We start from the raw sequence: 24,145 nt of genomic DNA, 5'->3' as shown, positions 1-24,145 counted from the left end.
GTCCCGATAGGCTGTCCGGCGTGCTCCCCGAGGTGACGGCGGTCCGCTACGTGACGCCACTGCGAGAAGGCGGCTCGATGCCGGGCCTGGTCGAGGCCGACGACCGGCGGCTGTACGCGCTGAAATGGGTCGGCGCGGCCCAGGGCCGCAAGGCGCTGGTGGCGGAGGTGCTGGCCGGCGAGCTCGGCCGCCGGCTCGGCCTGCCGGTGCCGGAGCTGGTCACGGTCGATCTGGACCCGGTGCTCGCCCGCAGCGAGCCCGACCAGCAGATCCAGGACCAGATGCGGGCCAGCGGCGGCCTCAACCTCGGCATGGCCTTCGTCAGCGGCGCGCTCAACTTCGACCCGCTCTGCTTCGACGTGGACGCCGGCCTGGCCGGCCAGGTGCTCTGGTTCGACGCGCTGATCGGCAACGTCGACCGTTCCTGGCGCAATCCCAACCTGCTGGTGGCGACCGGCGGGCTGCGGCTGATCGACCACGGCGCCAGCCTGATCTTCCACCACCACTGGGCCGGCGCGGATGCGTGGGTCCGCCGCCCGTACGACGCCTCCGACCACGCACTGCTGGGCGCCGAGCCGGACCTGGCGGCCGCGGACAAGGCCCTGGCCCCGATCGCCGAGGCGGCGATCGGGGAGGCGGTGGCGCAGATCCCGGACGTCTGGCTGGAGGACGAGCCGGGCTTCGACTCGCCCGAGGCGGTGCGCGCCGCGTACCGTGCCCAGCTGACCGGGCGTCTGGCCGGTCCGCGCGACTGGCTGCCGGAGGTGGCCGCATGACCGAGCCCACGACCCCCGCGCCGGCGGCCGCCGCCGAGCTGCACGACTACGAGTACGCGGTGATCCGGGCGGTGCCCCGGGTCGAGCGCGGCGAGTGCGTCAACGTCGGCGTGCTGCTGTACTGCCGGCAGAACGGTCACCTGGCCGCGCGCACCCATCTCGACCAGGCCCGGCTGCTGGCACTGGACCCGGTGACGGACGTCGCCGGGGTGCGGCGGGCCCTCCAGGGGATCGAGGCGGTCTGTGCGGGGGGTGCGGCGGCCGGTCCGGCCGCGGGGGACAGCCCCGGGCAGCGCTTCCGCTGGCTGACGGCGCCGCGCAGCGCGGTGGTCCAGCCGGGGCCGGTGCACACCGGCCTGACCGCCGACCCGGAGACGGAGCTGCGCCGGCTCTTCGACCAGCTGGTGCTCTGAGCCGGCGGCTGGTCGCCCCGCGTTCCGCCCCGGACCGGACCGGCCCGGACCGGGGCGGACCGTTGCCGTGGTCAAAGCTTGAGTTGCTGAAGCACTCCACCGTACCCTTGTCCCATGGGTTCGACAGCGACGACGACCGTACCGACCAACGCCGAGTTGATGGAGGCGCTGGCCGCCGTAGGCGCCGCGTACTTCCATGACTTCGCCGCGGCGGCGGCCCGGCACGGGCTCTCCTCCTCGCAGGCCAAGGCGCTCGGCGCCGTACGGGAGCCGGTGCCGATGCGGGCGCTGGCGGGCCGGCTGGGCTGCGACGCGTCGAACGTGACCGGCATCGTCGACCGGCTGGAGTCGCTGGGCCTGGCCAACCGCGAGGCGGCGGCGGGCGACCGGCGGGTGAAGATCGTCGTGATCACCGAGCAGGGCCGGGAGATCCTGCACCTGATCCGCGGCGAGATGGCCCGCACCCACCAGGCCTTCGAGGCGATGAGCGACGAGCAGCGGGTGGCGCTGCACTCCATCTGCGCCCAGGTGCTCCCGGTGCTCGCCGGGCGTTCCGCCGGGGCGCAGTAGCGGGGTTGCCGGGCAGCACCGCAACGAGGGGGCGCCGCAGCGAGGGGGCGCCGCAACGCCGCGGGCTGCGCCCGCGGCGGCACCCGTGGTAGCGGCCGGTCCGGCGCCGATCCGGCTGACCTCGGCTGTTAGGCTTGCGAAGCGTGAGCGCGAAGCCCCAGATCCCCAATGTCCTGGCCTCCCGGTACGCCTCTGCGACCCTGGCCCAGCTCTGGTCCCCCGAGCACAAGGTGGTCCTTGAGCGCCACCTGTGGCTCGCCGTCCTGAAGGCCCAGCAGGACCTCGGCGTCGACGTGCCCGAGGGCGCCGTCGCCGACTACGAGCGGGTGATCGACCAGGTCGACCTCGGCTCGATCGCCGCCCGTGAGCGGATCACCCGCCACGACGTGAAGGCCCGGATCGAGGAGTTCAGCGAGCTCGCCGGCCACGAGCAGATCCACAAGGGCATGACCTCCCGGGACCTCACCGAGAACGTCGAGCAGCTGCAGATCCGGCAGTCGCTGGAGCACGTGCGCGACCGCACGGTGGCCGTGCTGGTCCGCCTGGCCCGCCTCGCCGCCCAGCACTCCGAGCTGGTCATGGCCGGCCGTTCGCACAACGTCGCCGCGCAGGCCACCACGCTGGGCAAGCGGTTCGCGACCGTCGCCGACGAGCTGCTGGTCGCCTTCAACCGCCTGGAGGAGCTGATCGCCCGTTACCCGCTGCGCGGGATCAAGGGTCCGGTCGGCACCGCCCAGGACATGCTGGACCTGCTCGGCGGTGACACCGGGAAGCTCGCCGAGCTGGAGCGCCGGGTCGCCGGCCACCTCGGCTTCGAGAACGTGCTCACCAGCGTCGGCCAGGTCTACCCGCGCTCGCTGGACTTCGAGGTGCTCACCGCGCTCGTCCAGCTGGCCGCCGCGCCGTCCAGCCTCGCCAAGACCATCCGTCTGATGGCCGGACACGAGCTGGTCACCGAGGGCTTCAAGGAGGGCCAGGTCGGCTCCTCCGCGATGCCGCACAAGATGAACACCCGCTCCTGCGAGCGCGTCAACGGCCTCGCCGTCATCCTGCGCGGGTACGCCTCGATGACCGCCGAGCTCGGCGGCGACCAGTGGAACGAGGGTGACGTCTCCTGCTCGGTGGTCCGCCGGGTCGCGCTGCCGGACGCGTTCTTCGCGTTCGACGGCCTGCTGGAGACGTTCCTGACCGTCCTCGACGAGTTCGGCGCCTTCCCCGCCGTGATCGAGGCCGAGCTGGACCGCTACCTGCCGTTCCTCGCCACCACCAAGGTGCTGATGGGCGCGGTGCGCGCGGGCGTCGGCCGGGAGACCGGGCACGAGGTCATCAAGGAGCACGCCGTCGCCTCGGCGCTCGCGATGCGGGCCGGCGCGCGGGAGAACGAGCTGCTGGACCGGCTGGCCGCCGACGAGCGGATCCCGCTGGACCGCGCCGCGCTGGACGCGCTGCTCGCCGACCGGCTCGCCTTCACCGGCGCGGCCGGCGCCCAGGTCGCCGAGGTGGTCCGCCGGGTCGAGGCGGTCGCGGCCGCCCGCCCGGAGGCCGCCAAGTACGCCCCGGGCGACATCCTCTGACGATTGGTCGTCCGTAGTGGGAGTCGGCGGGCCCCGTCACCGTTCGTTCGGTGACGGGGCCCTCGCCGTTCCCCGGCCCCTAGGGGGCGCCGGCGGCCGGGTGGCCGGGGTCGAGCGGTGGGGCGTTGGTGCCGCAGTTGTAGCGGCATTCAGGCTCGGCCACCGGGTGGTCCTCGGGAGCGAGCACATTGCCCCGCACGGTGGTGAACGCGATGAGCCCGCCCGTGACCAGCAGTCCGGCGCAGATCAGCATCGCGGTGTGGAAGGCGGCGTCCACCGAAGACGGCACCCGGTACGCGTCGCCGCTGAGGCCGGCGAGCGCGGGCAGCGCGGCGACCGCGAGCAGGCCGGCCGCTCGGGCGGCGGCGTTGTTGACGCCGCTGGCGATGCCCGCGTGCCGGACGTCCACGGCGGCCAGCACCGTCGCGGTGAGCGGTGCGACCAGCAGCACCATGCCGGAGCCCATCACGGTGACGGCGGGCAGCACGTCCGTCCAGTACGAGGCTCCGGGCCCGATCCGCAGCATCAGCAGGACCCCGGCCGCGCAGAGCAGCGGCCCGACGGTCAGTGGCAGCCGGGGGCCGATCCGCTTGCCGAGCCGGCCGGCCCGGGCGGAGAGCGCGAGCATCAGGACGGTGATCGGGACCAGCGCCAGCCCGGAGACCAGAGGCGAGAAGCCGGCGACGATCTGCAACTGGACGACCAGCAGGAAGAACACCCCGCTGAAGGCGGCGTAGACGCAGAGGGTCACGAGGTTCACCGAGGTGAACAGCCGGGAGGAGAAGAGGTCGAGCGGCAGCATCGGCTCCGGGGTGCGGCGCTCGACCAGGACGAAGGTCGCGCCGAGCACCAGGCCTGCCGCAGCGGTGATCCAGACGCCGGCGGAGAGCCCGTCTCCGGCCGCGGTCAGCGCGTAGGTGAGCGAGCCGAGGGACAGGGCGGCCAGCACCGCGCCGAGCGCGTCGAACCGCCCGGTCGCGCTCTCGTCCCGGCTCTCCGGCACGTGCCGGGTGGCCACCACGACCACCAGCACGGCCAGCGGGACGTTCAGCAGGAAGATCCACCGCCAGCCCGGGCCGTCCACCAGCCAGCCGCCGACGAAGGGGCCGACCGCGGCCGCCACCCCGCCGAGGCCGGACCAGAGGCCGACCGCCGCCGAGCGGTCGTCCGGATGGAAGACGGCCTGGAGCATCGCCAGCGACCCCGGGGTGAGCAGCGCCCCGCCGATGCCCTGCACCGCGCGGGCGGCGATCAGCACCTCGATGCTGGGTGCGGCGGCGCAGGCCGCCGAGGCGGCGGCGAACCAGACCACGCCGAGCAGGAAGACCCGGCGCCTGCCGTAGCGGTCGCCGAGGGCGCCGCCGAGCAGGATCAGCCCCGCCAGGGTGAGCAGATAGGCGTTCAGCGTCCACTGCAGGGCGGCGAGCGGGGCGCCGAGGTCTTCGCCGATCCGGGGCAGGGCGACGTTCACCACGGTGCCGTCGAGCATCGCCATGCTGGAGCCGAGCACCGTCGCCAGTAGTACCCAGCGCCCCTGCGCGGTGCTCAGGCGCAGGGTGCCTGCCTCGGAAGTGGCCACGGCCCGATGGTCCGCCCCCCGGGGCCCGAGTGACAAGGGTCACCGGGGGTGTGTCGGCGGCTGGCTTTCCGTGAGTGATCGTGTGCGGACGGCCAGCGAAATGGGCGGAGTGTCGCGGATCAGTGGCGCGCCGTTAATGGATTGTGCACGTACTGTGCAGCGGGCCATCCGGAGCGTCACGGTGCCGCCCGCGGAATCGCCTGATGCGGGAGATCGACATTGCTTCGCTCGAACGGATGGGTTTTAGTTCAGCGACCGCCCGGCGTCAGCCCGGGTGGCCACCGGGTGGAACGCCTAGTCCTGCCGCTGCCCGGTGGTACGAACTGAACTCTGTACGGCAGGAGCGGGGGACCCACAGGTAAGTCGCCGGACCGGAATTCGCGGTCCGGCTTGGGGTGAAGCCGCCTATGCGGCCGGGCAACTCCAGCCCGAACCCGACAGCTCACCTCGCAGGCGTCGGAGAGGAACTCTTCCATGCCCGCACAGGCCCGTCGTATCGCCCTGCCCCGCGCCGCCCGCATCGGTATCGCGACCGCCGTCACCGGCGCCGCGTTCGCCCTCCCGCTGGTGACCGCCATCAGCGCCCAGGCCCACACCGCCCCGGCCGCGAAGCCGCAGCAGGCCGCCACCTGGACCGGCGCCACCAGCGTCGACGCCGCCCCGGTCGCCGCCGCGCAGCCGGCCGCCGAGGCCGCCGCCCCGGTCGAGGAGAGCTACAAGGTCGTCAGCGGCGACACCCTGTCGAAGATCGCCAACGCCAAGGACGTCCAGGGTGGTTGGAAGGCGCTGTACGAGCACAACCGCTCGGTCGTCGGCTCCAACCCGAACCTGATCTTCCCGGGCCAGAAGCTGGCCCTGGGTGCCAAGGCCGCCGCTCCGGCCGAGGCCGCCAAGCCGGCCGCCCCCGCCGCCAAGCCGCAGGTCTCGCACGACTCCGCGAAGCCGGCCGCCCCGGCGAAGCCGGTCCAGGCCGCGAAGCCGGCCGCCCCCGCCGCCAAGCCGGCGCAGGCCCCGGCCGCCAAGCCCGCCGCCCCGGCACCGGCCGCCGTGGCCTCCACCTCCGGTTACGTCGCCCCGCTGGCCAACCCGAAGCTCGGCACCGCCTACGGCGTCGCCGGTTCGATGTGGGCCTCCGGCCACCACACCGGCGCCGACTTCGTCGCGGCCACCGGCACCCCGCTGCGCGCCGTCGCGGCCGGCACCGTGGTCAAGGCCGGCAACGGCGGCGCCTACGGCAACGAGGTCGAGATCAAGCTCGCCGACGGCAAGTACGCCCAGTACGCGCACCTGTCCTCGATCGGCGTGAAGGTCGGCCAGGCCGTCACCGCCGGCCAGCAGATCGGCCTCTCCGGTGCGACCGGCAACGTGACCGGCCCGCACCTGCACTTCGAGATCCGCACCGGCTCGGAGTACGGCTCGGACATCGACCCGATCGCCTACCTGCGGGCGCACGGCGTCGCCATCTGACCCGGTCCACGACCGAGTTCAGACCACCGCCAGGTGCGGGGCGAACGAACTCCCGGGATGGTCATGTCGGGTGACCGCTCGACCGGGTGATCGCCGCACCAGTGGCGGACATACGGGCGCGGGACACGCCCAGGCCGGCCCGGCTCGCGAGACCTCCCTCGCGAGCCGGGCCGGCCGCTTTCGTGTCCGTGCCGCTTCCGTAGGCCCGGTCGCGGTCCGGCGTCCGATCGCGTCCCCTTCCCTGCCGGCCCGTCCGGCCGCTCCGGTCACGCCCGGCGGGCAGGCAGGCCGGTCTGTGCGGCGGTCAGCAGCCGGTGCATCTGCTCGCCGAACCCCTCGGTGTCACCGGCCGGTTCGGGGAAGACCAGGCGGACGTCGCGGTGGCCGTGCGGGTGGTCCAGGCGCAGTACCAGGCCGTGGCGGTCGAGTGCGAGCGGGCGGATCTCCGGTTGCCCGGCGAGGAGTTGGGGGTCGAGCAGCCGGGTGAGCGCGGCGAGCGCGTCGGGGTGGTCGTCGGCCAGGTGGGTGAGCAGGCCGGCCTCGTAGAGGGCGAGCGGGTCCGGTGCGGCGAGGTCGAGGTCGGCGCCGGTGAGCGCGCTGGTGCCGTACGGGGTGGCGAGGACGGCGTGGGCGACGTCCAGGTGCAGGTGGACGCTGAGGCCGTCGTCGGCCAGGTGGGCGAGCCGGAGCCGGCCGGCCAGGGTGAGCCGGGCGCGGACGCGGTCGCGGACGGCGACCGGGGCGATGTCGGTGACGTCCAGCACGACGGCCAGGCCCTCGGTGTCGCCGGTCGCGGCGAGCGTGAGCCCGGAGTCGAGCGGGGCGCTCAGGCGCAGCCGGGAGCCGTGCACCGAGACGGGGGTGTCGAGGCCGTGGTGCTCGCCGCGGGCCCGGACCACCACCGAGGAGGTGGCGCTGAGCAGGCTGCAGATCCGTTCGGCTGCCGTGGGCTCTGGGGCCTCGGCCTCGGCCTCGGCCTCGGCCTCGGCGTCGGTGGGGGTGGGGCTCACGGCGACCTCCAGGTGATTAGGTTAGGCTTACCTAATCACCTGGGTCGCGTGGAAGGCAAGGGCCGCCCGCCCGGTGGTCCGCCGGCCTGGCCGGCGCGCGGCGGGCCCGGACGCTCGTCGTCCGGGCCCCGCGGTTCAGGATCCTTGCCCGACCCCCGCCTGCGTGGCGGTGGATCAGCCGACCACGGCCTGGGCGTCGATCTCGACGAGCATCGGCTCCTGCGGCAGTTCGGCGAAGACGGTGGTGCGGCAGGGCTTCACGCCTCCGGGCTTGATGTTCTCCTCGATGAATTCGGCGTAGGCCTCGTTCATCAGCGGGAAGTCGGCCCGCTCGGTGAGGTAGACGCGGAACATCACCACGTCCTCGATGGTGGCGCCGCCGGCCTCGACGATCGCCTTCACGTTCTCCAGCGTGCGCCGGGTCTGCGCCTTCACGTCGCCGTGGTGGAGGTACTCGCCGGTGGCCGGGTCCTGCGATCCCTGGCCGGAGACCTGCAGGACGGGGCCCTTGCGGACGCCCTGGGAGAACATCCAGGCCGGGGCGGGGGCGCCGTCGGTGCGGATCTCGCTCTTCTCGTTGCCGCTCATGGCTTCCTTCGTGTCGCGGGCGGGCGGTTGGAGGGGCAGGTGGCAGGGGGGATCCCGCGAGGGCCGAGGGCCCGGACGGTCAGCCCTCCCGGGGTGGCCGGCCGCAGTCGGCGGAGACCGCGCGGGCGGTGGCGAGCAGGCGGGGCAGCAGCTCCAGTACCTGCTCGTGGGGAAGGACCACGTCCGGGACGGAGATCGAGACGGCGGCGACGACCCGTCCTCCGGCGTCCCGTACCGGCGCGGCCACGCAGTTGATGAAGGCCTCGTGCTCGGCGTGGTCCTGCGCCCAGCCCTGGGCGGCGACCTTCTCCAGTTCGGCCAGCAGCGCCTCGGGGCCGGTGAGGGTGCGCGGGGTGTGCGGGGTGAAGTCGATGCCCGCCACCACCCGGCGCCGCTCGGGCGCCGGAAGGTCGGCCAGCAGGACCTTGGCGACGGCCGCGCTGTGCAGGACGGCGCGCAGCCCGATCCGCGAGTACATCCGCACGGGGTGGCGCGAGTCGTACTTGTCGATGTAGACCACCTCGCCGCCCTCGTAGGCGGCCAGGTGCACGGTCTGGCCGGTGGCGGCGTTCAGCTCGGCCAGGTGCGGGGCGGCGATCCGGCGGATGCCGCGCTGTTCCAGGGCGAGGCCGGAGAGCGCGAACAGCCCGGCGCCGAGGTGGTAGCGGTAGGCCTGGTCGCGGTGGACGAAGCGTTCCGCTTCGAGGCTCTGGAGCAGTCGCAGCACCGTGGTCTTGTGCACGCCGAGCACCTCGGCGAGCTGGTCCAGCGAGCGTTCGCCCTCGCCGAGTTCGGTGAGGATGCGCAGGGCGCGGGTGACGGTCTGACTCATCGGCGGCCTCCCGGGGCCGGGGAGGTGGTCGGTCGGCGGCCGGTGGTCGGGCCGCCGACCGGGGGCAGGGTGGGGGAGGTGATGCCGTCCACCGAGACCGCGGTGGCCGCCCACTCGTACGGGGATGCGTCCAGCAGGGCGGCGACCACCGACGCGGGCGGCAGGTCGGGCTGATCGCCGTGGGACGTCAGGGCGCAGGCGGCGCTGAGGTGGCCGAGACGCAGTCGGCGGCGCTGGTCCAGGCCGCGCAGGGTGGCGGCCAGGTAGCCGGCCGCGAAGGCGTCGCCGGCGCCGGTCGCCTCGACCACCTCGACGGCGAGGGCCGGCTCGGTGACGGTCGCGCCGTCCCGGTCCAGGGCGGTCGCGGTCCGGGCGGCGTCCTTGACCACGACGGTGGCGGGGGAGGGGAAGCGGCGGCGAAGTGCGTGTGCGTCGCCCGTGCCGAACGCGTCCTCGGCCTCGTCGGCGCCGAGCAGCAGCAGGTCGCAGGCGTTCAGCAGCGGCGGCAGCACGGCCGGGTCGCGCTCGCGCCACAGCGCGGGGCGCCAGTTGAGGTCGAGGCTGACGAGGAGGCCCGGTCGTCGGGCGGCGATCAGGACGCGCAGCAGCGCGAGGCAGTCGTCGGAGAGGGCGGCGGTGATCCCGGAGAGGTGCAGCAGCCGGGCACCGGCCAGCAGGCGGGCGGCCGCCGGATCGTCCAGCAGTGCGGGGGAGAGCGCGGAGGCGGCCGAGCCGCGGCGGTGGTAGTGCAGCCGACTGCGGCCCGGACCGAGGTCGTGGCGGCTTCCGTCGGAGCCGCCGACCTCCTTGAGGTAGAGGCCGGTCGGGCGGTGCCGGTCCACGGCGACCGCCGAGACGTCCACCCCGCGGGCGGCCAGCTCGGCGAGCAGCCGGCGGCCGAACCCGTCGTCACCCACCCGGCTGATCCAGGCGCTCGGCACGCCGAGCGCGGCCAGCGCGCCCGCCACGTTGGACTCGGCGCCGCCGACGGAGATGCGGAATCCCTCCACCGACTCCAGCGGGCCCGGCCGGTCCGGCAGCAGCGCGGCCATCGACTCGCCCACGCAGACCGCCGTCGGTCCGCCGGGCGGCGGTGGGGCGCCCGGGCCCTCGATGGACTCCTGTCGGGGCATCTGCGGGCTCCTCGTCTGCGGGTGCCGTTCCGTCGACCTTCGGTTCCGTCCGTTCTGCCGGCTCCGTCGACCGTCGGGTTCCGGATTCGGTTCCGTTGACCTTCGTCCGGCGCCGATGCTAGAACCGTGATGTCAACATGCGCAACCAGCGTTGCACATGTTGCAACCTGCTGAGGAGGGGTGACAGTGGATCAGACCTTCGCAAGCGCCGGCACCGGGCCGGGAATCGACGCCGACAAGGTGGCGGCGCTCGCCGACGAGGTGCTCGACTGGCGGTTCAAGGCGCTTCCGGACGCCGCCCGGGGGCTGAGCGTCCGCGACTACCTCGCCACCGGCCCCAGCCTCGCCGGGTTCGGCACGCCGCTGCTCACCCTCGACGGCGCCGCCGTCGAGCACAACGTGCGGACCATGGCCGACTGGTGCGCCAAGGCCGGTGTCGCGCTCGCCCCGCACGGCAAGACGACGATGGCGCCCGCGCTCTGGCAGGCCCAGCTGGACGCCGGCAGTCACGGGATCACGCTGGCCAACCTGCCGCAGCTCCGGGTCGCCCGGGCCTTCGGCGTCCGGCGGACCCTGCTCGCCAACACCCTGCTGGACCCGGCCGGACTGCGCTGGCTCGCCGCCGAGCTGGCGGCGGACCCGGCGTTCGCCTCCGTCTCCTGGGTCGACTCGGTCGAGAGCGTCCGGCTGATGGACGAGGCACTGCGGGCGGCCGGCACCGGACGCCCGGTCGAGGTGCTGATCGAACTCGGCGGGCCCGGCGGGCGTACCGGCGCCCGCGGCGTCGACGCCGCCGTCGACGTGGCCGCCGCCGTGCTGCGCGCGCCCACCCTGCGGCTGGCCGGCATCGGCGGGTACGAGGGGGCGCTCGCCCACGGCGTCGCCGCCGACGCTCTGGCCGTCGTCCGCGGCTATCTGCGGGACCTCGCAGACCTGCACGGCCGGCTCTCGGCGGCGTACGCCGAGGACGCGCCGCCGGTGGTCACCGCCGGCGGCAGCGCCTACTTCGACCTGGTCGCCGAGGAGTTGGCCGCGCTCCCGGAGGCCGTGGTGGTCCTGCGCTCCGGCGCCTACCTCGCCCACGACGACGGCTTCTACCGGGGGATCTCGCCGCTCGCCCGCGGCGCCGGCGACGTGCCGTTCCGCGGCGCCCTGCACGGCTGGGCGCGCGTGGTGTCCCGGCCGGAGCCGCAACTCGCCCTGCTGGACGCCGGAAAGCGCGACCTGCCCTTCGACGAGGGCCTGCCCGAGCCGCAACTCGTCCGCGGTGGTGCGGCCCTGACCGGGACGGCGGCACGGATCACCGCGCTCAACGACCAGCACGCCTTCCTGCGCGACGCGGGCGACCTCGCACCGGTCGGTGCCGTGCTGCGGCTGGGCGTCTCGCACCCGTGCACGGCCTTCGACAGGTGGGCGCTGATCCCGGTGCTGGACGACGCCTCGGCCGCCGAGCCGAAGGTCACCGGGCTGGTCAGGACCTTCTTCTGATGGCCGGCGGCCCGCTGGTCTTCAAGGGCGCCACCGTCGTCGACGGCACCGGCGCCGACCGGTACCGCGCCGACGTCAGGGTCGAGGGCGGGCTGATCGCCGCGATCGGCCGAGGCCTCGGGGCGGCTTCCGCGGTGGACGCCGACGGGCTGGTGCTGGCCCCCGGGTTCATCGACATGCACGCCCACTCCGATCTCGCCCTGCTGCTCGAACCCGAGCACCCGGCCAAGGTCACCCAGGGCGTCACCTGCGAAGTCCTCGGTCAGGACGGCCTGTCGTACGCGCCCGTGGACGACACCACGCTCGCCGCGCTGCGCCGCCAGCTCGCCGGCTGGAACGGCGATCCGGAGGACTTCGACTGGGACTGGCGTACGGTCGGCGGTTACCTGGACCGCCTCGACCGGACGGGGACCGGGGTCAACGCGTGCTACCTCGTCCCGCACGGCTCGCTGCGGATGCTCGCCATGGGCTGGGCGAACCGGCGGCCGACCCCGGCCGAACTCGACCGGATGCGCGCGCTGTTGGCCGAGGGGCTGGAAGAGGGCGCGGTCGGGCTCTCCAGCGGCCTCAGCTACACGCCGGGCATGTACGCCGACACCGCCGAACTGGTGGAGCTGTGCCGGGTGGTCGCCCGGCACGGCGGATTCCACGCACCCCACCAACGCTCCTACGGGGAAGGTGCGTTGGCCGGCTACGCCGAGATGGTCGAGATCGCCCGCCGCTCCGGCTGCCCGCTCCACCTCACCCACGCCACCATGAACTTCGGCGTCAACCGGGGACGGGCCGGCGAACTGCTGGACCTGCTGGACCGGGCGCTCGCCGACGGCGTCGACCTCACCCTGGACAGCTACCCGTACCTGCCCGGATCCACCACACTGGCCGCTCTGTTGCCGAGTTGGGCCACCGAAGGCGGCCCGCAGGCGACCCTGGCCAGGCTCGCCGAGACGGACGCGTGCGAGCGGATCCGCCACGAGGTGGAGGAGAAGGGCAGCGACGGCTGCCACGGCGTGGTCACCGACTGGGCGACCGTCCAGCTCTCCGGCGTCCGCAACCCCGCCCTGGCGGGCCTGGTCGGGCGGACGGTCGCCGACATCGCCGTGGAACAGGGGCTGAGCGGTACCGACGTCTTCCTCGATCTGCTGCGCCGCGACGAGTTGGCCACCGGCATCCTCCAGCACGTCGGCCACGAGGAGAACGTCCGGGCGATCATGCGCCACCGCGCGCACACCGTCGGCAGCGACGGCCTGCTGGTCGGCGCCCGCCCGCACCCGCGCGCCTGGGGGACCTTCCCCCGCTACCTCGCCCGGTACAGCCGCGAGTCGGGCGTCCTCACACTGGAGGAGGCGATCGCGCGGATGACCGGACGCCCCGCGGCCCGGCTCCGGCTCGACCGCCGCGGGCGGATCGCCCCCGGCCACCACGCCGACCTGGTACTCCTCGACCCCGGGAAGGTCCGGGACACCGCCACCTTCGACCGCCCGCGGCAGCCCGCCGCGGGCATCGAGCACGTCTACGTCAACGGCACCGCCGTCGTCCGGCAGGGCCGCACCACGGGCGCCCGCCCGGGGCGGGCGCTGCGCCGAACCGACCGAGGAACGCTTGCCGCATGAACCCCACGCCCGCCGCGCTCGCCCGCGCCCTGCTGGCCGCCTCGCCCGTCATCGCCGTGGTCCGCGCCCCGCGGATACCGGATGCCGCCGCGCTCTGCTCCGCGCTCTCCGCCGGCGGCATCCACCTGACCGAACTCACCTTCACCACACCGGATGTGACGACACATCTGCGGCGTGCCGCCCGGACGGGTTGGCGGGTCGGGGTCGGCACCGTGCTGACCGCGGAGCAGGCCGACCGGGCGATCGGCGCGGGCGCCCGGTTCCTGGTCACGCCCGGACTCCGGCCGGAGGTGGCGCGGCGTGCGCACGCCGCGCGGGTGCCGGTGGTGCTCGGTGCGCTGACGCCGACCGAGGTGCTCCGGGCCCACGAACTCGGCGCGGCCGCGGTCAAGGTCTTCCCGGCCCGGGCGTTCGGCCCCGGCTACTTCAAGGACCTGCGCGGCCCCTTCCCGGACATCCCGCTGGTCGCCTCCGGCGGCGTGAACGCGGGCAATGCCGGTGAGTTCCTGGCCCAGGGCGCGCTCGCGGTCTGCGCCGGCTCGGAGGTGGTGGCGCCGGAGGCGGTGGAGGCCGGGGACTGGGCGGAGATCACCCGCCGGGCCAGGGCGTTCACCGAGGCCTGCGCGGACCGGTAGCGCAGCGTCGGCCGGGTCGTGGCGGACCCGGCGGGTGTCCGGCCGTGCCGGTCCGGCGCCACGCCGGTGCGGGTGCGGGCTGTCGGGACGGCCGGGATTGGACGAGAATCGGTAGACCCGGCCCCCGGCATCCGGCAGGAGGATCCACCCCATGACCTCGACCCGCCCCGGCCCCGACTGGCTGGCCGACGCCGTCCTCTACCAGATCTACCCGCAGACCTTCGCCGACTCCGACGGCGACGGCATCGGCGACTTCGCCGGTGCCACCGAGCGCCTCGACCACCTCGCCTGGCTCGGCGTCGACACGGTCTGGCTCACCCCCTGCTTCGCCTCGCCGTTCCGCGACGCCGGGTACGACGTCAGCGACTACCTCACGCCCGCCCCGCGCTACGGCACCTCCGACGACCTGGCGGCGCTGGTCGAGGCCGCCCGCCGCCGCGGCATCCGGATCCTGCTCGACCTGGTCGCCGGTCACACCTCCGACCGGCACCCCTGGTTCCTGGCCGCCGCCGAGGACCCGTCCGACCACCGCTACATCTGGTCCGACCACCAGGCGGACGGCTTCGTCGCCTCGCCCGGCAGCCGGTCGGGCTGGTACCGGCCGAACTTCTTCGACTGCCAGCCCGCGCTCAACTTCGGTTATGCGCGCAGCCGTTCCGACGAACCGTGGCGTCAGCCGGTCGACGCCGAGGGCCCGCGCGCGAACCGCCGGGCGCTGCGCGAGATCATGGCACACTGGCTCGGCCTCGGCGTGGCCGGCTTCCGCGTCGACATGGCCTCCTCGCTGGTCAAGGACGACCCCGGATTCACCGAGACCGCCAAGCTCTGGTCCGAACTGCGCGACTGGCTCGACCGCGCCCACCCGCAGGCCGCCCTGTTCGCCGAGTGGGGCGACCCGGCCACTGCGGTCGCGGCCGGCTTCCACGCCGACTTCTTCCTCCAGTTCGGCGGCGCCGACCGAGGCCTGCCGCTGCGCTCGCTCTGGAACAACAACGCCGGCACGGTGGAGGACTTCTGGCAGCAGGGCCCCTGCTACTTCGAGGCCGAGGGCCGCGGCACCCCGCAGGTGTTCCTCGACGCCTGGCGCTCCGCCGCCGAACTCACCGACGGCGCCGGGTACATCGCCCTCCCCACCGCCAACCACGACTTCTCGCGGCTCGCCACCGGTCCGCGCACCGGCGCCCAGCTCGCCCCCGCCTTCGCCTTCCTGCTCACCTGGCCCACCTTGCCGGCGGTCTACTACGGCGACGAGATCGGCATGCGGTACCTGCCGGGGCTTGCGGACGTCGAGGGCAGCGTGCTCGGTCCGCAGTACAACCGGGCGGGCTCGCGCACCCCGATGCAGTGGGAGCCGGGGCCGAACGCCGGCTTCTCGACCGCACCCGCCGACCGCCTCTACCTGCCCGTCGACCCCGATCCGCACCGACCCGACGTCGCCACCCAGCGGGCCGATCCGACCTCGCTGCTGCACACCGTCCGGCGGCTGATCGCGCTGCGCCGCGCCCACCCGGGGCTGGGCGCGGTGGGGGAGGCGGACGTCCGGCACGCCGGGTACCCGCTGGTGTACACCAGGGCCGGACGGTACCTGGTGGCCGTCAACCCGCGGCGGGAGCCGGGTGAGGTGCCGCTCGGCCGGGTCGGGGTGCGGCCGCTGGACGTCCAGGGGGTGCGGGTGGTCGACGGGCGGCTGCGGGCGGACGGTTTCTCGTACGGGGTGTTCGAGATGGCGTGAGGGGCGGGGCGGCTCCGGGTGTCCGGTGAGGTCGCCGGGTGCCCGGGCCGCGTCGCGTGGCGGGCGCGGCCCACGTACGGTCCCAGGTGGTTGTAGAATGCATCCAGATAGTTGCATTTACCATCTGATTTGCTCGGGCCTGCGCCCGGGCCCGTATCCCGAACCCCCGGAGGGCCGGACAGCGCCATGAGCACACCCCAGACCACCGCCACGACGCCCGCACCGGGGCACGCGCTCAAGCACCTCGCCGTCCACCTGCTCACCCCGCTGCTCATGTGCCTCGGCATGGCGCTCGCCTATCAGGGCGCGTTCCACCAGCCCGAGCCCAACCACCTGAAGGTCGCGGTCGTCGGTAGCTCCGCGCAGGCCCGGGGCCTCGCCGACGCCGTCCGGGCCAAGGCGGGCCCGGCGCTCGACGTCAGCACCCTGCCGGACCGCGTGGCCGCCGAACGGCGACTGCACGACCGCGACCTGGTCGGTGCGTTCCTCCCGGACCCCCGGCGGCCCGAACTGCTCGTCGCCAAGGCCGGCTCCGACACCTCCGCGATGGCGGCGGAAGCGGTGTTCCAGAACGTCACGGACAGGCAGGGCGTGCCGCTGACCGTGACCGACCTCGCCGCCCCGGCCAAGGGCGACCCGACCGGCCAGGGCCTGTTCTTCCTGCTGGTCGCGCTCAGCATCGGTTCCTACGCGAGCGTCGCGGTGATCGGCGCGGCCGGAGCGGCGCTGACCATGCGGATCCGGGCGCTGGTCGGCCTGGCGGTCTCGCTGGTGGTGAGCCTGATCGGCATCGCCACCGCAGGACCGGTCTTCCACGTCGTCGACCACGACCTGGCGGCCGTCTGGGCGCTGGGCTGGCTCTACTCGGCCGGGGTCGTGGCGGTCGGCATCGGCCTGCACACCTTCCTCCGGAAGTGGACCACGCTGGTGATGATGGTCCTCTTCGTGATGCTGAACTTCACCACCTCCGGTGGCGTCTACCGGCCCGATCTGCAGAACGGCTTCTTCGGCACCCTGCACTCCGTCTGGACCGGCGCCGGATTCCTGGAGGGGGCGCGCAGCCTGCTCTACTTCGACGGCGGCGCCGGGCTCGGTCGGCACGTCCTGACGCTGGCGCTCTGGCTCCTGCTCGGTGGGTTGGTGATGGCCGGCGCGGCGCTGTACGAGCGGCGCGGGCGGCCCGCGCCGCTCGCGACGGACGCGGAGGCCGAGGAGGAGATGGAGGGGGTCGTCGCGGTCTGACCACGCGACGGCGACGAGGCCGAGGAGGGCGGTACCGGCACCGGGGCCGGTGATCGCGGAGCCCTCGGCCTCGCCGGCCTCACCGATGTCACCTGTGTCCGGGGCGTCCGCGGCACCGGGGCGCCCCCGGGCCGACGGATCGCGCGGTCAGCGCCGGCCCGGTACCCGGGCGTAACGGCCGGCGGGCCCCTGGCCGAGGACGCCGCGGCCCGCGCCGAAGAGGGAGCCGACCGCGCCGGCGAGGGCGAAGAACGGGGTGAGGTAGGACGGCCGGGCCGCCCACCCGGCGGCCGTCGTCACCGCACCCGTGACCAGCAGTGCAGCGAGCACGGCTGCGAACGGCCCGGCGCCGACGGCGAGCCGGGTGGTGAGCAGGCCGAGGCAGTAGGCCCCGACGGCCACCCCGGCGAGCAGGAGAAGAGCGAGCGACACGGCGCGACCCTACCCGCCGTGCCGTGGTGCGGGGCCGGCGGGGGCGGGGCGACGGTGAAGCCGGACCGGTGACCCGGTGGCGGCGGGTGAGCCGTCCGGGGGGAGTTGAGGCGTCCGGGGGAGGGGAGTGGAGGGCGCGTGCCGATGCGGCTTCTGCCGGTGGGGGTCAGGAGCGGCGGGGCGGGCCGGTGAAGCAGCAGTCGCCGCAGACGCCCGCGGTCGGGCCGACGCGGTAGTAGAGGCAGCAGCTGGTGCGCCGGAAGCCGCCGGTGCGCAGCGTCCCGGCGCCTGCCAGTGGCGGCCGGTCCAGCAGGCGCGCGACGAGCGACTCGGCCCGGCCGGGGGTCGCGTGCGGGCGGAGCATCCGCAGCGTGCCCGCCAGCGCCGAGGCGGCATTGCCGTCGAGCAGCCGCTCCGAGAGCGGGACCACCGCCCGGACGGCGGTGGCCAACGGCGCCAACTGCCCCTGGATCAGCACTCGGTGGAGCCGGTCGGCCAGTTCGGGGAGGTTCTCGGGGCCGGCCTCGCCGGGCGGGGGGCCGTCGTCCGCGGGCTGGGGTCGGAGGGGTGTCCACAGGTCGATCGGGCCCTGCTCGGGGATGCGCACGTGGGCCCGGTCGGGGTCCAACTCGGGGACGGTGCCGAGCAGGACGGCGGCGCCGAGGCCCACCGAGCAGAACCGGGCGGCCAGCCCGAGGTGCAGGATCGACGCCGCCACCCGGGGCTCGGCGGTGCCGAGTCGGCGCGCGACCTCCCGGACCCGCGCGGCCGGCAGGGAGTCCGGCCCGGTCGCGTACAGCTCGCGCAGCGGACGGTAGCCCGGCGGAGGGGTGTCGGCGGGGGCGGGGGCGGTGTCGAGCGCGAAGTACGGCCCGACGACGGCGAGTCGGCGGTAGTCGGGCATCGGGCCGTCCTCCGGGTCGGCGGTGGGCGGCCCGGCGCCGTCGGGCGAGGGCCGCTGTCGGTACGGAGGAACGGTAGCGCGTGGCCGGAGTTCGGGAGCGCCGACGGCCGCGGAGGTCCGGACGTGCGGAACCTGCGAGGCGGGGGCGGCCTCCGGACGTCGCGTCCTCCGGCCTGTAGTTCGATCGTCGACCTAGGTACCAGCGGCAGACCCTGATCCGTCTCGATCTGTCGCCACTGCCTCCTGCGGTCGAACTTCCTCGTCTACCTCGCAGGTCCACTTCCATCATGCGCCTGTCCCGGTCGTTGCACCAGGGTTTCGCCGCTGCTAATCCGGGCGGAGTCCGGCATTTCGATCCTCGTGGTCAGCGCAGCGCGTCCTTGCGCAGGAACTTCTTCAGTCGCTGCCAGGTCCAGGTGTTGATCACGTCCTCGGTGGTCAGCCAGGCCCGCTGGGCGGTGCCGATCCCGTACCGGGGGTAGGCCAGGTGGCCGGTGGCGTGGGCGTCGCTGTCGATCGAGAACTTCACGCCGTACCGCTTGGCCCGCAGGACGTCCTCGTCCCGCAGGTCGAGCCGCTGGGGCGAGCTGTTGATCTCGATCGCGGTGCCGGTCCGGGCGGCGGCCTCGAAGACGGCGTCCAGGTCGACGTCGATCGGCCCGCGCCGGCCGATCCGCCGGGTCGTGAGGTGGCCGATGACGTGCACGTGCGGGTTCTCGCAGGCCCGGATCAGCCGGCGGGTCTGGGCGGTGCGGTCGGCGCCGAAGTGCGAGTGGACGGAGGCCACGCAGACGTCGAAACCGGCCAGGAACTCGGCGGGCCAGTCCACCCCGCCGTCCGGACCGATGTTCAGCTCGGTGCCGTGGAGCAGCCGCATCCGCCTGTGCCGGTCGGCGAGCCCGCGCAGCCGCTCGCGCTGGGCGAGCATCTTCTCGTCCGTCATCCGCTGCATGACCAGGTCCGGTGCGTGGTCGGTGACCGCGTAGTAGCTGTAGCCGCGGGCGGCGGCCGTGTCGATCATGTCCTCCAGGGTGGCCAGCCCATCGGTGAGGTCGGTGTGGGTGTGCAGATCGCCACGGAGGTCCGACTCGGCCACCAGGTCCGGCAGTTCGCCGCGCAGCGCCGCCTCGACCTCGCCCCGGTCCTCGCGCAGCGGCGGCGCGATCCAGGGCAGCCCGAGTGCGGCGTAGACCTCGTCCTCCGTCGCCGAGACGACCTTCTCCCCGCTCCCCGCGTCGAACAGGCCGTACTCGGAGAGCTTCAGCCCGGCCCGGACCGCCATGGTGCGGAGCTTGATGTTGTGGGCCTTGGATCCGGTGAAGTAGACCAGCGCGGCGCCCCAGTCCTCCTCGGGCACCACCCGCAGGTCCACTTGCAGGCCCCTGGTGGTGCGTACCGAGGTCTTGGTCGGTCCGTGGACGATCACCTCGGCCACGTAGGGGAGTTCGGTGAGTGCGGTCATCAGCGGTCGGGAGTCCTCGGCGGTGGCGAGGACGTCGATGTCGCCGACGGTCTCGCGCATCCGGCGCAGCGATCCCGCGTAGGCGCAGCGCGTGCAGCCCGGGACGGCGGAGACCGCCGTGACGATCTGCTCGGCCTGCTCGGTGGCGGCGTCGAGCAGCGTCCGGCCGCCGGACTGCCGCATCAGCTCGATGCCGTGCAGGATCTTCTCGCCGCTGCGCTCGCCGAATCCGGCCACCTCGCTCAGCCGGTCGGCGCGGACGGCCTCGGCGAGCTCGTCGACGGAGGCGATGCCGAGGTCGCGGTAGAGGGCGAGGGCGCGCTTGGGCCCCACGCTGGGGACGGCCATCATCTCCCGGACACCGGGCGGGATCCTGGCGCGCAGCTTCTCCAGCGCGGACATCCGGCCGGTGGCGAGGTACTCGGCGATCTTCTCGGCGGTGGACTTGCCGACGCCCGGGATCTGTTGGAGCCCCTTGGGGTCCAGTCGTCCGACGTCCTCCGGGTGGCCCCCCACCGCGCGGGCGGCCTTCTCGTAGGAACGGGCCCGGAAGGCGTCCCCTCCGCTGATCGAGATCAGGTCGGCGTACTCCTGGAGGAGCTCCTGGACCTGGTCGTTGATCCGGGTCATGGGGCCAGTCTAGGTTCGGCGGCCGGATCGGGTCGGATCGGGCCGGCCGGGTCCGGCGGAGCCGGTGGTGCGGGACGGGTCGTGTGCGGGGCGACCGGGCGGGAGCGGGCCGCGCGGACCTCCGGGTGGTGGGGGCCGGCGGTGCCGTCCGGTCCGCCCCGCCCGTCGGCCGGCCCGGACCCCGCCGGTCGGCGGGGGAGTCGGGCGAATCTGCGTCCCTGAGCCGGATTGTCACCCGTCCGGCAGGGGCGCAGGCTTGGCGGAGGGGCCGGGAACGCGGCCCGCTCCGGCCCGCCCGCGTCCGACGGCGGTACCGGTCGGCGAAGTACGAGGGGCAGGGCGCGATGGCACGCGGGAGGCTCTGGGGCTACGTGGCCTCCGGTGCCCGGATGCTCGGCGGACTCGCCGCGGCCGGGGGCGCCGGCGGCAGCGCCGGGGGGCGGCCGGGCGGTGGCGGCGGGCCCGGTGGGCCCGGTTGGGGCGGGGGCGCCGGTCCGGGCGGACCCGGCCGTGCCGCGGAGGGCCCGGGACGGTCGCGCGCAGGGGTGATGGCCGGCCCCCGGCCGCTCAGCCGGGCCGAGTTGGAGCGGGTGCGCTGGACGGTCCGCCCGATCGGCTGCGGCCCGCAGCCGCAGCACGTCCAGGTGGCCGAGGTGGTGCAGCGGGTGCTGCGGGGCGGCGGTCGTGCGGCGGCCGTCTCGGCGCGGATACCCGGTGGGCTGCCGGTGGTGAAGGGCGACGCCCGGCGGCTGGAGACGGCGCTGGCCGGGCTGGTGGACCACGCCGTCCGGCGGAGTCCGGCCGGCTCCGCGGTGGTGGTCCGGGCCGAGGTCGCCGCGGGCGGCCGGACCCGCCCGCGGCGTGCAGGCGACGCCGACGACGCGGGGGGCCTCGGGGGCGGGGGCGGCCCGGATCCGGAGAGCGGATGGCGCGGGGCCCCGGCCCGGGTGGAGGTCCGGGTGGTGGACCGCGGTCCGTGTGAACTGCCCGAGGCCCGGCAGTGGCTGCTGGCGGGGATGCGTACGAGCGGGCCCGTCGGCCCGGCCGTGCACGGGCTGGTCCGGGCTGCGGGCGGGCGGCTCGCCGTGGAGCAGACCCCGGGCGGCGGCCTGACCGTGGTGCTGGCGCTGACGGTCGCGCTGGAGTGACGACGGGCCCGGCGGTGCCGGGCCGGAGCGTCTTCGGCTGCCTTCGGCTGCCTTCGGATCGCCTTCGGATCGCCTTCGGAGAACCGCAAAGGGTTCTTCGCAAAATTCCTTTGCGAAGAACCCTTTGCGGTTCTAGGCTACTGCCATGACCGAAGAGAAGCGGTGGCCGCACAGCCCCGACCCGCAGACCGACGTCGTCCTCGACGCCCGGGGCCTGCGGGCGATGGCCCATCCGGTGCGCGTGCAACTGGTCGGGCTGCTGCGCCGACTCGGGCCGTCCACCGCGACCAGGCTCGCCGAGCGGATGGGCCTGACGTCGGGTGCGACCAGCTACCACCTGCGCCAGCTGGCGGCCGCGGGCTTCGTCACCGAGGACACCGAGCGCGGCAACGCCCGTGAGCGGTGGTGGAAGGCCGCCCATCGGAACACCGTCTGGTCGGATCGGGACTTGGCCGAGCAGGAGCCCGAGGCCGCAATCGGCTTCCTCCGGTCGGTGGTCGCCGCGAACGCGCTGACCGCCCAGCGCGCCCTGAACGAGTTCGACGCCATGCCGCGCAGCTGGCGGCACGCGTTCGACTTCAGCGACTGGGCGCTGCTGCTGACGCCGGAGGAGTCGCGCGAGCTCGCCGAGGAGCTGGCGGCGGTGGTCGCCCGCTACCGCCGGGACGACGCCCGGGAGGACGCACCCGAGGGGGCCGAGCGGGTCGCGGTCGTGCTCCAGGTGCTGCCTGATCCCGCGGGCGGGCTGCCGGCGGACGAACCGGACGAGGCCGAGGCGGCAGAGGGCGGCCCGGACGAGCAGGAGGAGTCGCGATGAGCCCCGCACCGGAGCGGGGTCCGGCCCCCGCGGCGCCCCGCACCGTCCGCCCGCTGGCCGGCGTGTTCGGGGCGATGGCGATCTCGCTGACGGGGACGCGGGTATCGGCCATCGCCCTGCCCTGGTTCGTCCTCGCCACCACCGGCAGCGCCACCATGACCGGCCTCGTCGCCTTCGTCGAGATGACGCCGTACGTGCTGGTCAAGGCCCTCACCGGGCCGCTGATCGACCGGCTGGGCCCGCGCGTCGTCTCCTGGACGACGGACGCGGTCAGTGCCGTCGCCGCGGGCCTGATCCCGCTGCTGCACGGCCTCGGCGCGCTGCCGTTCTGGCTGCTCCTGGTCATGGTGGGTGTGGTCGGCGGGGTCCGCGGCCCGGGGGACCTCGCCAAGGAGGTGATGGTCCCCGAGGCGGCCGACCGAGCCCGGATACCGCTGGAGCGGGCCACCGGCCTCGCCGGCGTGACCGAGCGGCTGGCCTCGACGGTCGGCCCGGCCGTCGGTGGTGGTCTCATCGCGCTGCTCGGCCCGATGGCGGGACTGGCCGTCAACGCCGCCGCGTTCGCGCTCGGCTCGCTGGTGATCGCGCTCGCCCTGCCGGCCGGCATGGGCCGCGCGGCCGCCGCGCCCGAGCCCGCCGACGAGGGCGCACCCGGAGAGAGGGCCGGCTACTGGAGGATGTTCCGGGAGGGGTTCACCTTCCTGCGCAGCGAGCCGCTGATGCTCACCGTGATCGTGATGATCGGCATCACCAACCTGCTGGACGCCGGGTTCATGACGGTCCTGATACCGCTCTGGGCCAAGGAGTCCGGCGGCGGCCCGGCGGCGATCGGGCTCTCCGGCAGCGCCTGGGGGATCGCCGCGGTCGCGGGCAGCCTGGTGGCGGCGTCCGTCGCCCACCGCTTGCCGCGCCGGTCGGTCTTCTTCGCCGGTTTCCTGCTGTGCGGCGCCCCGCGCTTCCTGGTCCTCGCACTGGATGCGCCGATGGGTGTGGTGCTCGCCGTGTTCGCGGTGGGTGGCTTCGGGGCCGGGTTCCTCAACCCGATCCTCGGCGCGATCACCTTCGAACGCGTCCCGCGCCACCTGCTCGGCCGGGTCGGCGCCCTGGGGGACTCGCTGGCCTGGGCCGGCATACCTCTCGGCGGCCTGCTGGCCGGCAGCGCCGCCGCGCTCACCGGCCTGCTGCCCGTGTTGCTCGCCTTCGGCGGCCTCTACCTCGCCACCACCACCCTGGCGGGTCTGCGCCCGGAGTGGCGGGAGATGGACCGCTCGCGCGGCCGGGGCGCGGTGGCCGGATCGGTTCCGAGGAGCCCGGTCGGTGCCGATTCGGCGGTCGGCGAACCGTTGGGGGCGGCGGCCCGGTGACGGCGGCGCCCGTGCGGCGCCGGGCGTCCGGGCCTGCTCGCTCTCCTGCCGGCCGGCGCGAGCCGCCCGAGCCGCCCGAGCCGAGACCCGCGTCGGCCGAACGCACCCGCGGACGAACCGCGGGTGCGGGCGATAGCGTGGCCCCCGGACGTACAGGCGCGCCGTGGCGCACGCCCGACGAGGAGACCGAGCATGGGCTGGTTGCCGCCGGAACAGTACGTGCAGACCATCGAGAACGCGACCGTCTTCGGCTGCTTCTACTTCACGGACACCCTCGGTCGTCCGCTCGGGATGCGCTCGCGCCACGACCCGGGGTTCTGGGGCTGGCCCGGCGGGAACGTCGAGCGCGGCGAGCATCCCCTGGAGACCGCGGCGCGGGAGTGCCATGAGGAGACCGGCATCGACCTGGAGACCGCCTGCCCCGGTCTGCTGGCGAGGCCCCGGCTCCTGGCCGTCATGTTCAACGGGCCCGATGAGGCCTGGCCGCTGGCCAAGGTCGGATTCGTCTTCGACGGCGGCGAGCTGACCGACGACCAACTCGCGGGCATCGTCCTCGACCCCGACGAGCACACCGAGTGGCAGGTCCGGCCCGTGGCCGGATGGCTCGACCTGATGGGGGCGACTGAGTTCGCCCGCCTGCAGCAGGTGGACGCTGCCCGCAGGAGCGGCGCTGCGGTCTACCTGCCCTCCACCGTCGGAAGCGAGCCCCCGCCGACCGCCTGATCCGAGGAACCCCGGG

At 74.6% G+C, this 24,145-nt stretch carries 22 protein-coding genes and 1 riboswitch; of the genes, 14 read left to right on the top strand and 8 right to left on the bottom strand.

The features are described 5' to 3' along the window. Positions 1–20: 20 nt before the first annotated feature. The 4 genes from ACF9IK_RS06025 (at position 21) to purB (ending at position 3,333) form a co-directional block, all read left to right on the top strand. Positions 21–776: a HipA family kinase gene (locus tag ACF9IK_RS06025; protein WP_395293200.1), complete on the top strand. Its 756-nt coding sequence runs from the start codon at positions 21–23 to the stop codon at positions 774–776. Continuing rightward, a complete protein-coding gene (locus tag ACF9IK_RS06020) occupies positions 773–1,189 on the top strand; it encodes a DUF3037 domain-containing protein (RefSeq protein ID WP_395293199.1) in 417 nt (138 codons plus the stop codon). Before ACF9IK_RS06025 ends, ACF9IK_RS06020 begins: the two co-directional genes overlap by 4 nt. 114 nt (positions 1,190–1,303) lie before the next feature. Then, entirely contained in the window at positions 1,304–1,759 is a 456-nt protein-coding gene (locus ACF9IK_RS06015; protein ID WP_395293198.1) for a MarR family winged helix-turn-helix transcriptional regulator, read from the top strand. Positions 1,760–1,902: 143 nt separating this feature from the next. Then, a complete protein-coding gene (gene purB / locus ACF9IK_RS06010) occupies positions 1,903–3,333 on the top strand; it encodes an adenylosuccinate lyase (RefSeq protein WP_395293197.1) in 1,431 nt (476 codons plus the stop codon). Between the two features lie 79 nt (positions 3,334–3,412). On the opposite strand, the gene ACF9IK_RS06005 is transcribed toward purB, so the two are convergent. Continuing rightward, positions 3,413–4,912 (bottom strand): MFS transporter, encoded by a 1,500-nt coding sequence (locus ACF9IK_RS06005; RefSeq protein WP_395293196.1) that lies wholly within the window; start codon positions 4,910–4,912, stop codon positions 3,413–3,415. Positions 4,913–5,223: 311 nt separating this feature from the next. Next, positions 5,224–5,383: riboswitch (cyclic di-AMP (ydaO/yuaA leader) on the top strand. A gap of 3 nt (positions 5,384–5,386) precedes the next feature. Between ACF9IK_RS06005 and ACF9IK_RS06000 the strand changes: the two genes are divergently transcribed. Next, complete coding sequence (locus ACF9IK_RS06000) at positions 5,387–6,379, top strand: peptidoglycan DD-metalloendopeptidase family protein (RefSeq protein ID WP_395293195.1); 993 nt, start codon at positions 5,387–5,389, stop codon at positions 6,377–6,379. Positions 6,380–6,645: 266 nt separating this feature from the next. On the opposite strand, the gene ACF9IK_RS05995 is transcribed toward ACF9IK_RS06000, so the two are convergent. From ACF9IK_RS05995 to ACF9IK_RS05980, 4 genes are all read right to left on the bottom strand, one after another. Then, positions 6,646–7,389 carry a DUF2470 domain-containing protein gene (locus ACF9IK_RS05995; protein ID WP_395293194.1) on the bottom strand — a complete coding sequence of 248 codons (744 nt, stop codon included), beginning with the start codon at positions 7,387–7,389 and terminating at the stop codon, positions 6,646–6,648. A gap of 174 nt (positions 7,390–7,563) precedes the next feature. After that, entirely contained in the window at positions 7,564–7,977 is a 414-nt protein-coding gene (locus ACF9IK_RS05990; protein ID WP_395293193.1) for a RidA family protein, read from the bottom strand. Positions 7,978–8,056: 79 nt separating this feature from the next. Beyond that, the gene (locus ACF9IK_RS05985) at positions 8,057–8,809 is read right to left on the bottom strand and encodes an IclR family transcriptional regulator (protein WP_395293192.1); all 753 of its coding nucleotides are present in this window, start codon (positions 8,807–8,809) and stop codon (positions 8,057–8,059) included. Continuing rightward, positions 8,806–9,942, bottom strand: a complete 1,137-nt coding sequence (locus ACF9IK_RS05980; RefSeq protein WP_395293191.1) for a sugar kinase — start codon at positions 9,940–9,942, stop codon at positions 8,806–8,808. The genes ACF9IK_RS05985 and ACF9IK_RS05980 overlap by 4 nt, the downstream gene beginning before the upstream one ends. 186 nt (positions 9,943–10,128) lie before the next feature. On the opposite strand from ACF9IK_RS05980, the gene ACF9IK_RS05975 reads away from it, so the two are divergent. From ACF9IK_RS05975 to ACF9IK_RS05955, 5 genes are all read left to right on the top strand, one after another. Then, positions 10,129–11,430 carry an amino acid deaminase gene (locus ACF9IK_RS05975; protein ID WP_395293190.1) on the top strand — a complete coding sequence of 434 codons (1,302 nt, stop codon included), beginning with the start codon at positions 10,129–10,131 and terminating at the stop codon, positions 11,428–11,430. Next, on the top strand, positions 11,430–13,040 hold the full coding sequence (locus ACF9IK_RS05970; protein ID WP_395293189.1) for an N-acyl-D-amino-acid deacylase family protein: 1,611 nt from the start codon (positions 11,430–11,432) through the stop codon (positions 13,038–13,040). The genes ACF9IK_RS05975 and ACF9IK_RS05970 overlap by 1 nt, the downstream gene beginning before the upstream one ends. Then, positions 13,037–13,675, top strand: a complete 639-nt coding sequence (locus tag ACF9IK_RS05965) for a bifunctional 4-hydroxy-2-oxoglutarate aldolase/2-dehydro-3-deoxy-phosphogluconate aldolase (protein ID WP_395293188.1) — start codon at positions 13,037–13,039, stop codon at positions 13,673–13,675. The genes ACF9IK_RS05970 and ACF9IK_RS05965 overlap by 4 nt, the downstream gene beginning before the upstream one ends. A 151-nt stretch (positions 13,676–13,826) precedes the next feature. Continuing rightward, positions 13,827–15,407, top strand: coding sequence for an alpha-amylase family glycosyl hydrolase (locus tag ACF9IK_RS05960; protein WP_395293187.1), 1,581 nt, complete (start codon positions 13,827–13,829; stop codon positions 15,405–15,407). A 186-nt stretch (positions 15,408–15,593) separates the two neighbouring features. Further along, on the top strand, positions 15,594–16,649 hold the full coding sequence (locus ACF9IK_RS05955; RefSeq protein WP_395293186.1) for a hypothetical protein: 1,056 nt from the start codon (positions 15,594–15,596) through the stop codon (positions 16,647–16,649). Between the two features lie 147 nt (positions 16,650–16,796). Here the strand turns inward: ACF9IK_RS05955 and ACF9IK_RS05950 are convergent, their stop codons facing one another. From ACF9IK_RS05950 to polX, 3 genes are all read right to left on the bottom strand, one after another. Beyond that, entirely contained in the window at positions 16,797–17,081 is a 285-nt protein-coding gene (locus ACF9IK_RS05950; protein WP_395293185.1) for a hypothetical protein, read from the bottom strand. Positions 17,082–17,247: 166 nt separating this feature from the next. Beyond that, the gene (locus ACF9IK_RS05945) at positions 17,248–17,985 is read right to left on the bottom strand and encodes a (2Fe-2S)-binding protein (RefSeq protein ID WP_395293184.1); all 738 of its coding nucleotides are present in this window, start codon (positions 17,983–17,985) and stop codon (positions 17,248–17,250) included. Between the two features lie 364 nt (positions 17,986–18,349). Then, on the bottom strand, positions 18,350–20,077 hold the full coding sequence (polX, locus tag ACF9IK_RS05940; RefSeq protein ID WP_395293183.1) for a DNA polymerase/3'-5' exonuclease PolX: 1,728 nt from the start codon (positions 20,075–20,077) through the stop codon (positions 18,350–18,352). Positions 20,078–20,625: 548 nt separating this feature from the next. Here polX and ACF9IK_RS05935 point away from each other — a divergent pair. From ACF9IK_RS05935 to ACF9IK_RS05920, 4 genes are all read left to right on the top strand, one after another. Next, on the top strand, positions 20,626–21,225 hold the full coding sequence (locus ACF9IK_RS05935; RefSeq protein ID WP_395293182.1) for a hypothetical protein: 600 nt from the start codon (positions 20,626–20,628) through the stop codon (positions 21,223–21,225). Between the two features lie 145 nt (positions 21,226–21,370). Beyond that, positions 21,371–22,042, top strand: a complete 672-nt coding sequence (locus ACF9IK_RS05930) for an ArsR/SmtB family transcription factor (protein WP_395293181.1) — start codon at positions 21,371–21,373, stop codon at positions 22,040–22,042. Beyond that, positions 22,039–23,406 carry an MFS transporter gene (locus tag ACF9IK_RS05925; RefSeq protein WP_395293180.1) on the top strand — a complete coding sequence of 456 codons (1,368 nt, stop codon included), beginning with the start codon at positions 22,039–22,041 and terminating at the stop codon, positions 23,404–23,406. The genes ACF9IK_RS05930 and ACF9IK_RS05925 overlap by 4 nt, the downstream gene beginning before the upstream one ends. A gap of 192 nt (positions 23,407–23,598) precedes the next feature. After that, complete coding sequence (locus ACF9IK_RS05920; protein WP_395293179.1) at positions 23,599–24,129, top strand: NUDIX domain-containing protein; 531 nt, start codon at positions 23,599–23,601, stop codon at positions 24,127–24,129. Positions 24,130–24,145 lie beyond the last annotated feature (16 nt).

This window comes from Kitasatospora hibisci (genome assembly GCF_043950205.1).
GTDB classification, from domain to species: domain Bacteria; phylum Actinomycetota; class Actinomycetes; order Streptomycetales; family Streptomycetaceae; genus Kitasatospora; species Kitasatospora hibisci.
This window is presented reverse-complemented; position numbering and strand designations above follow the sequence as displayed.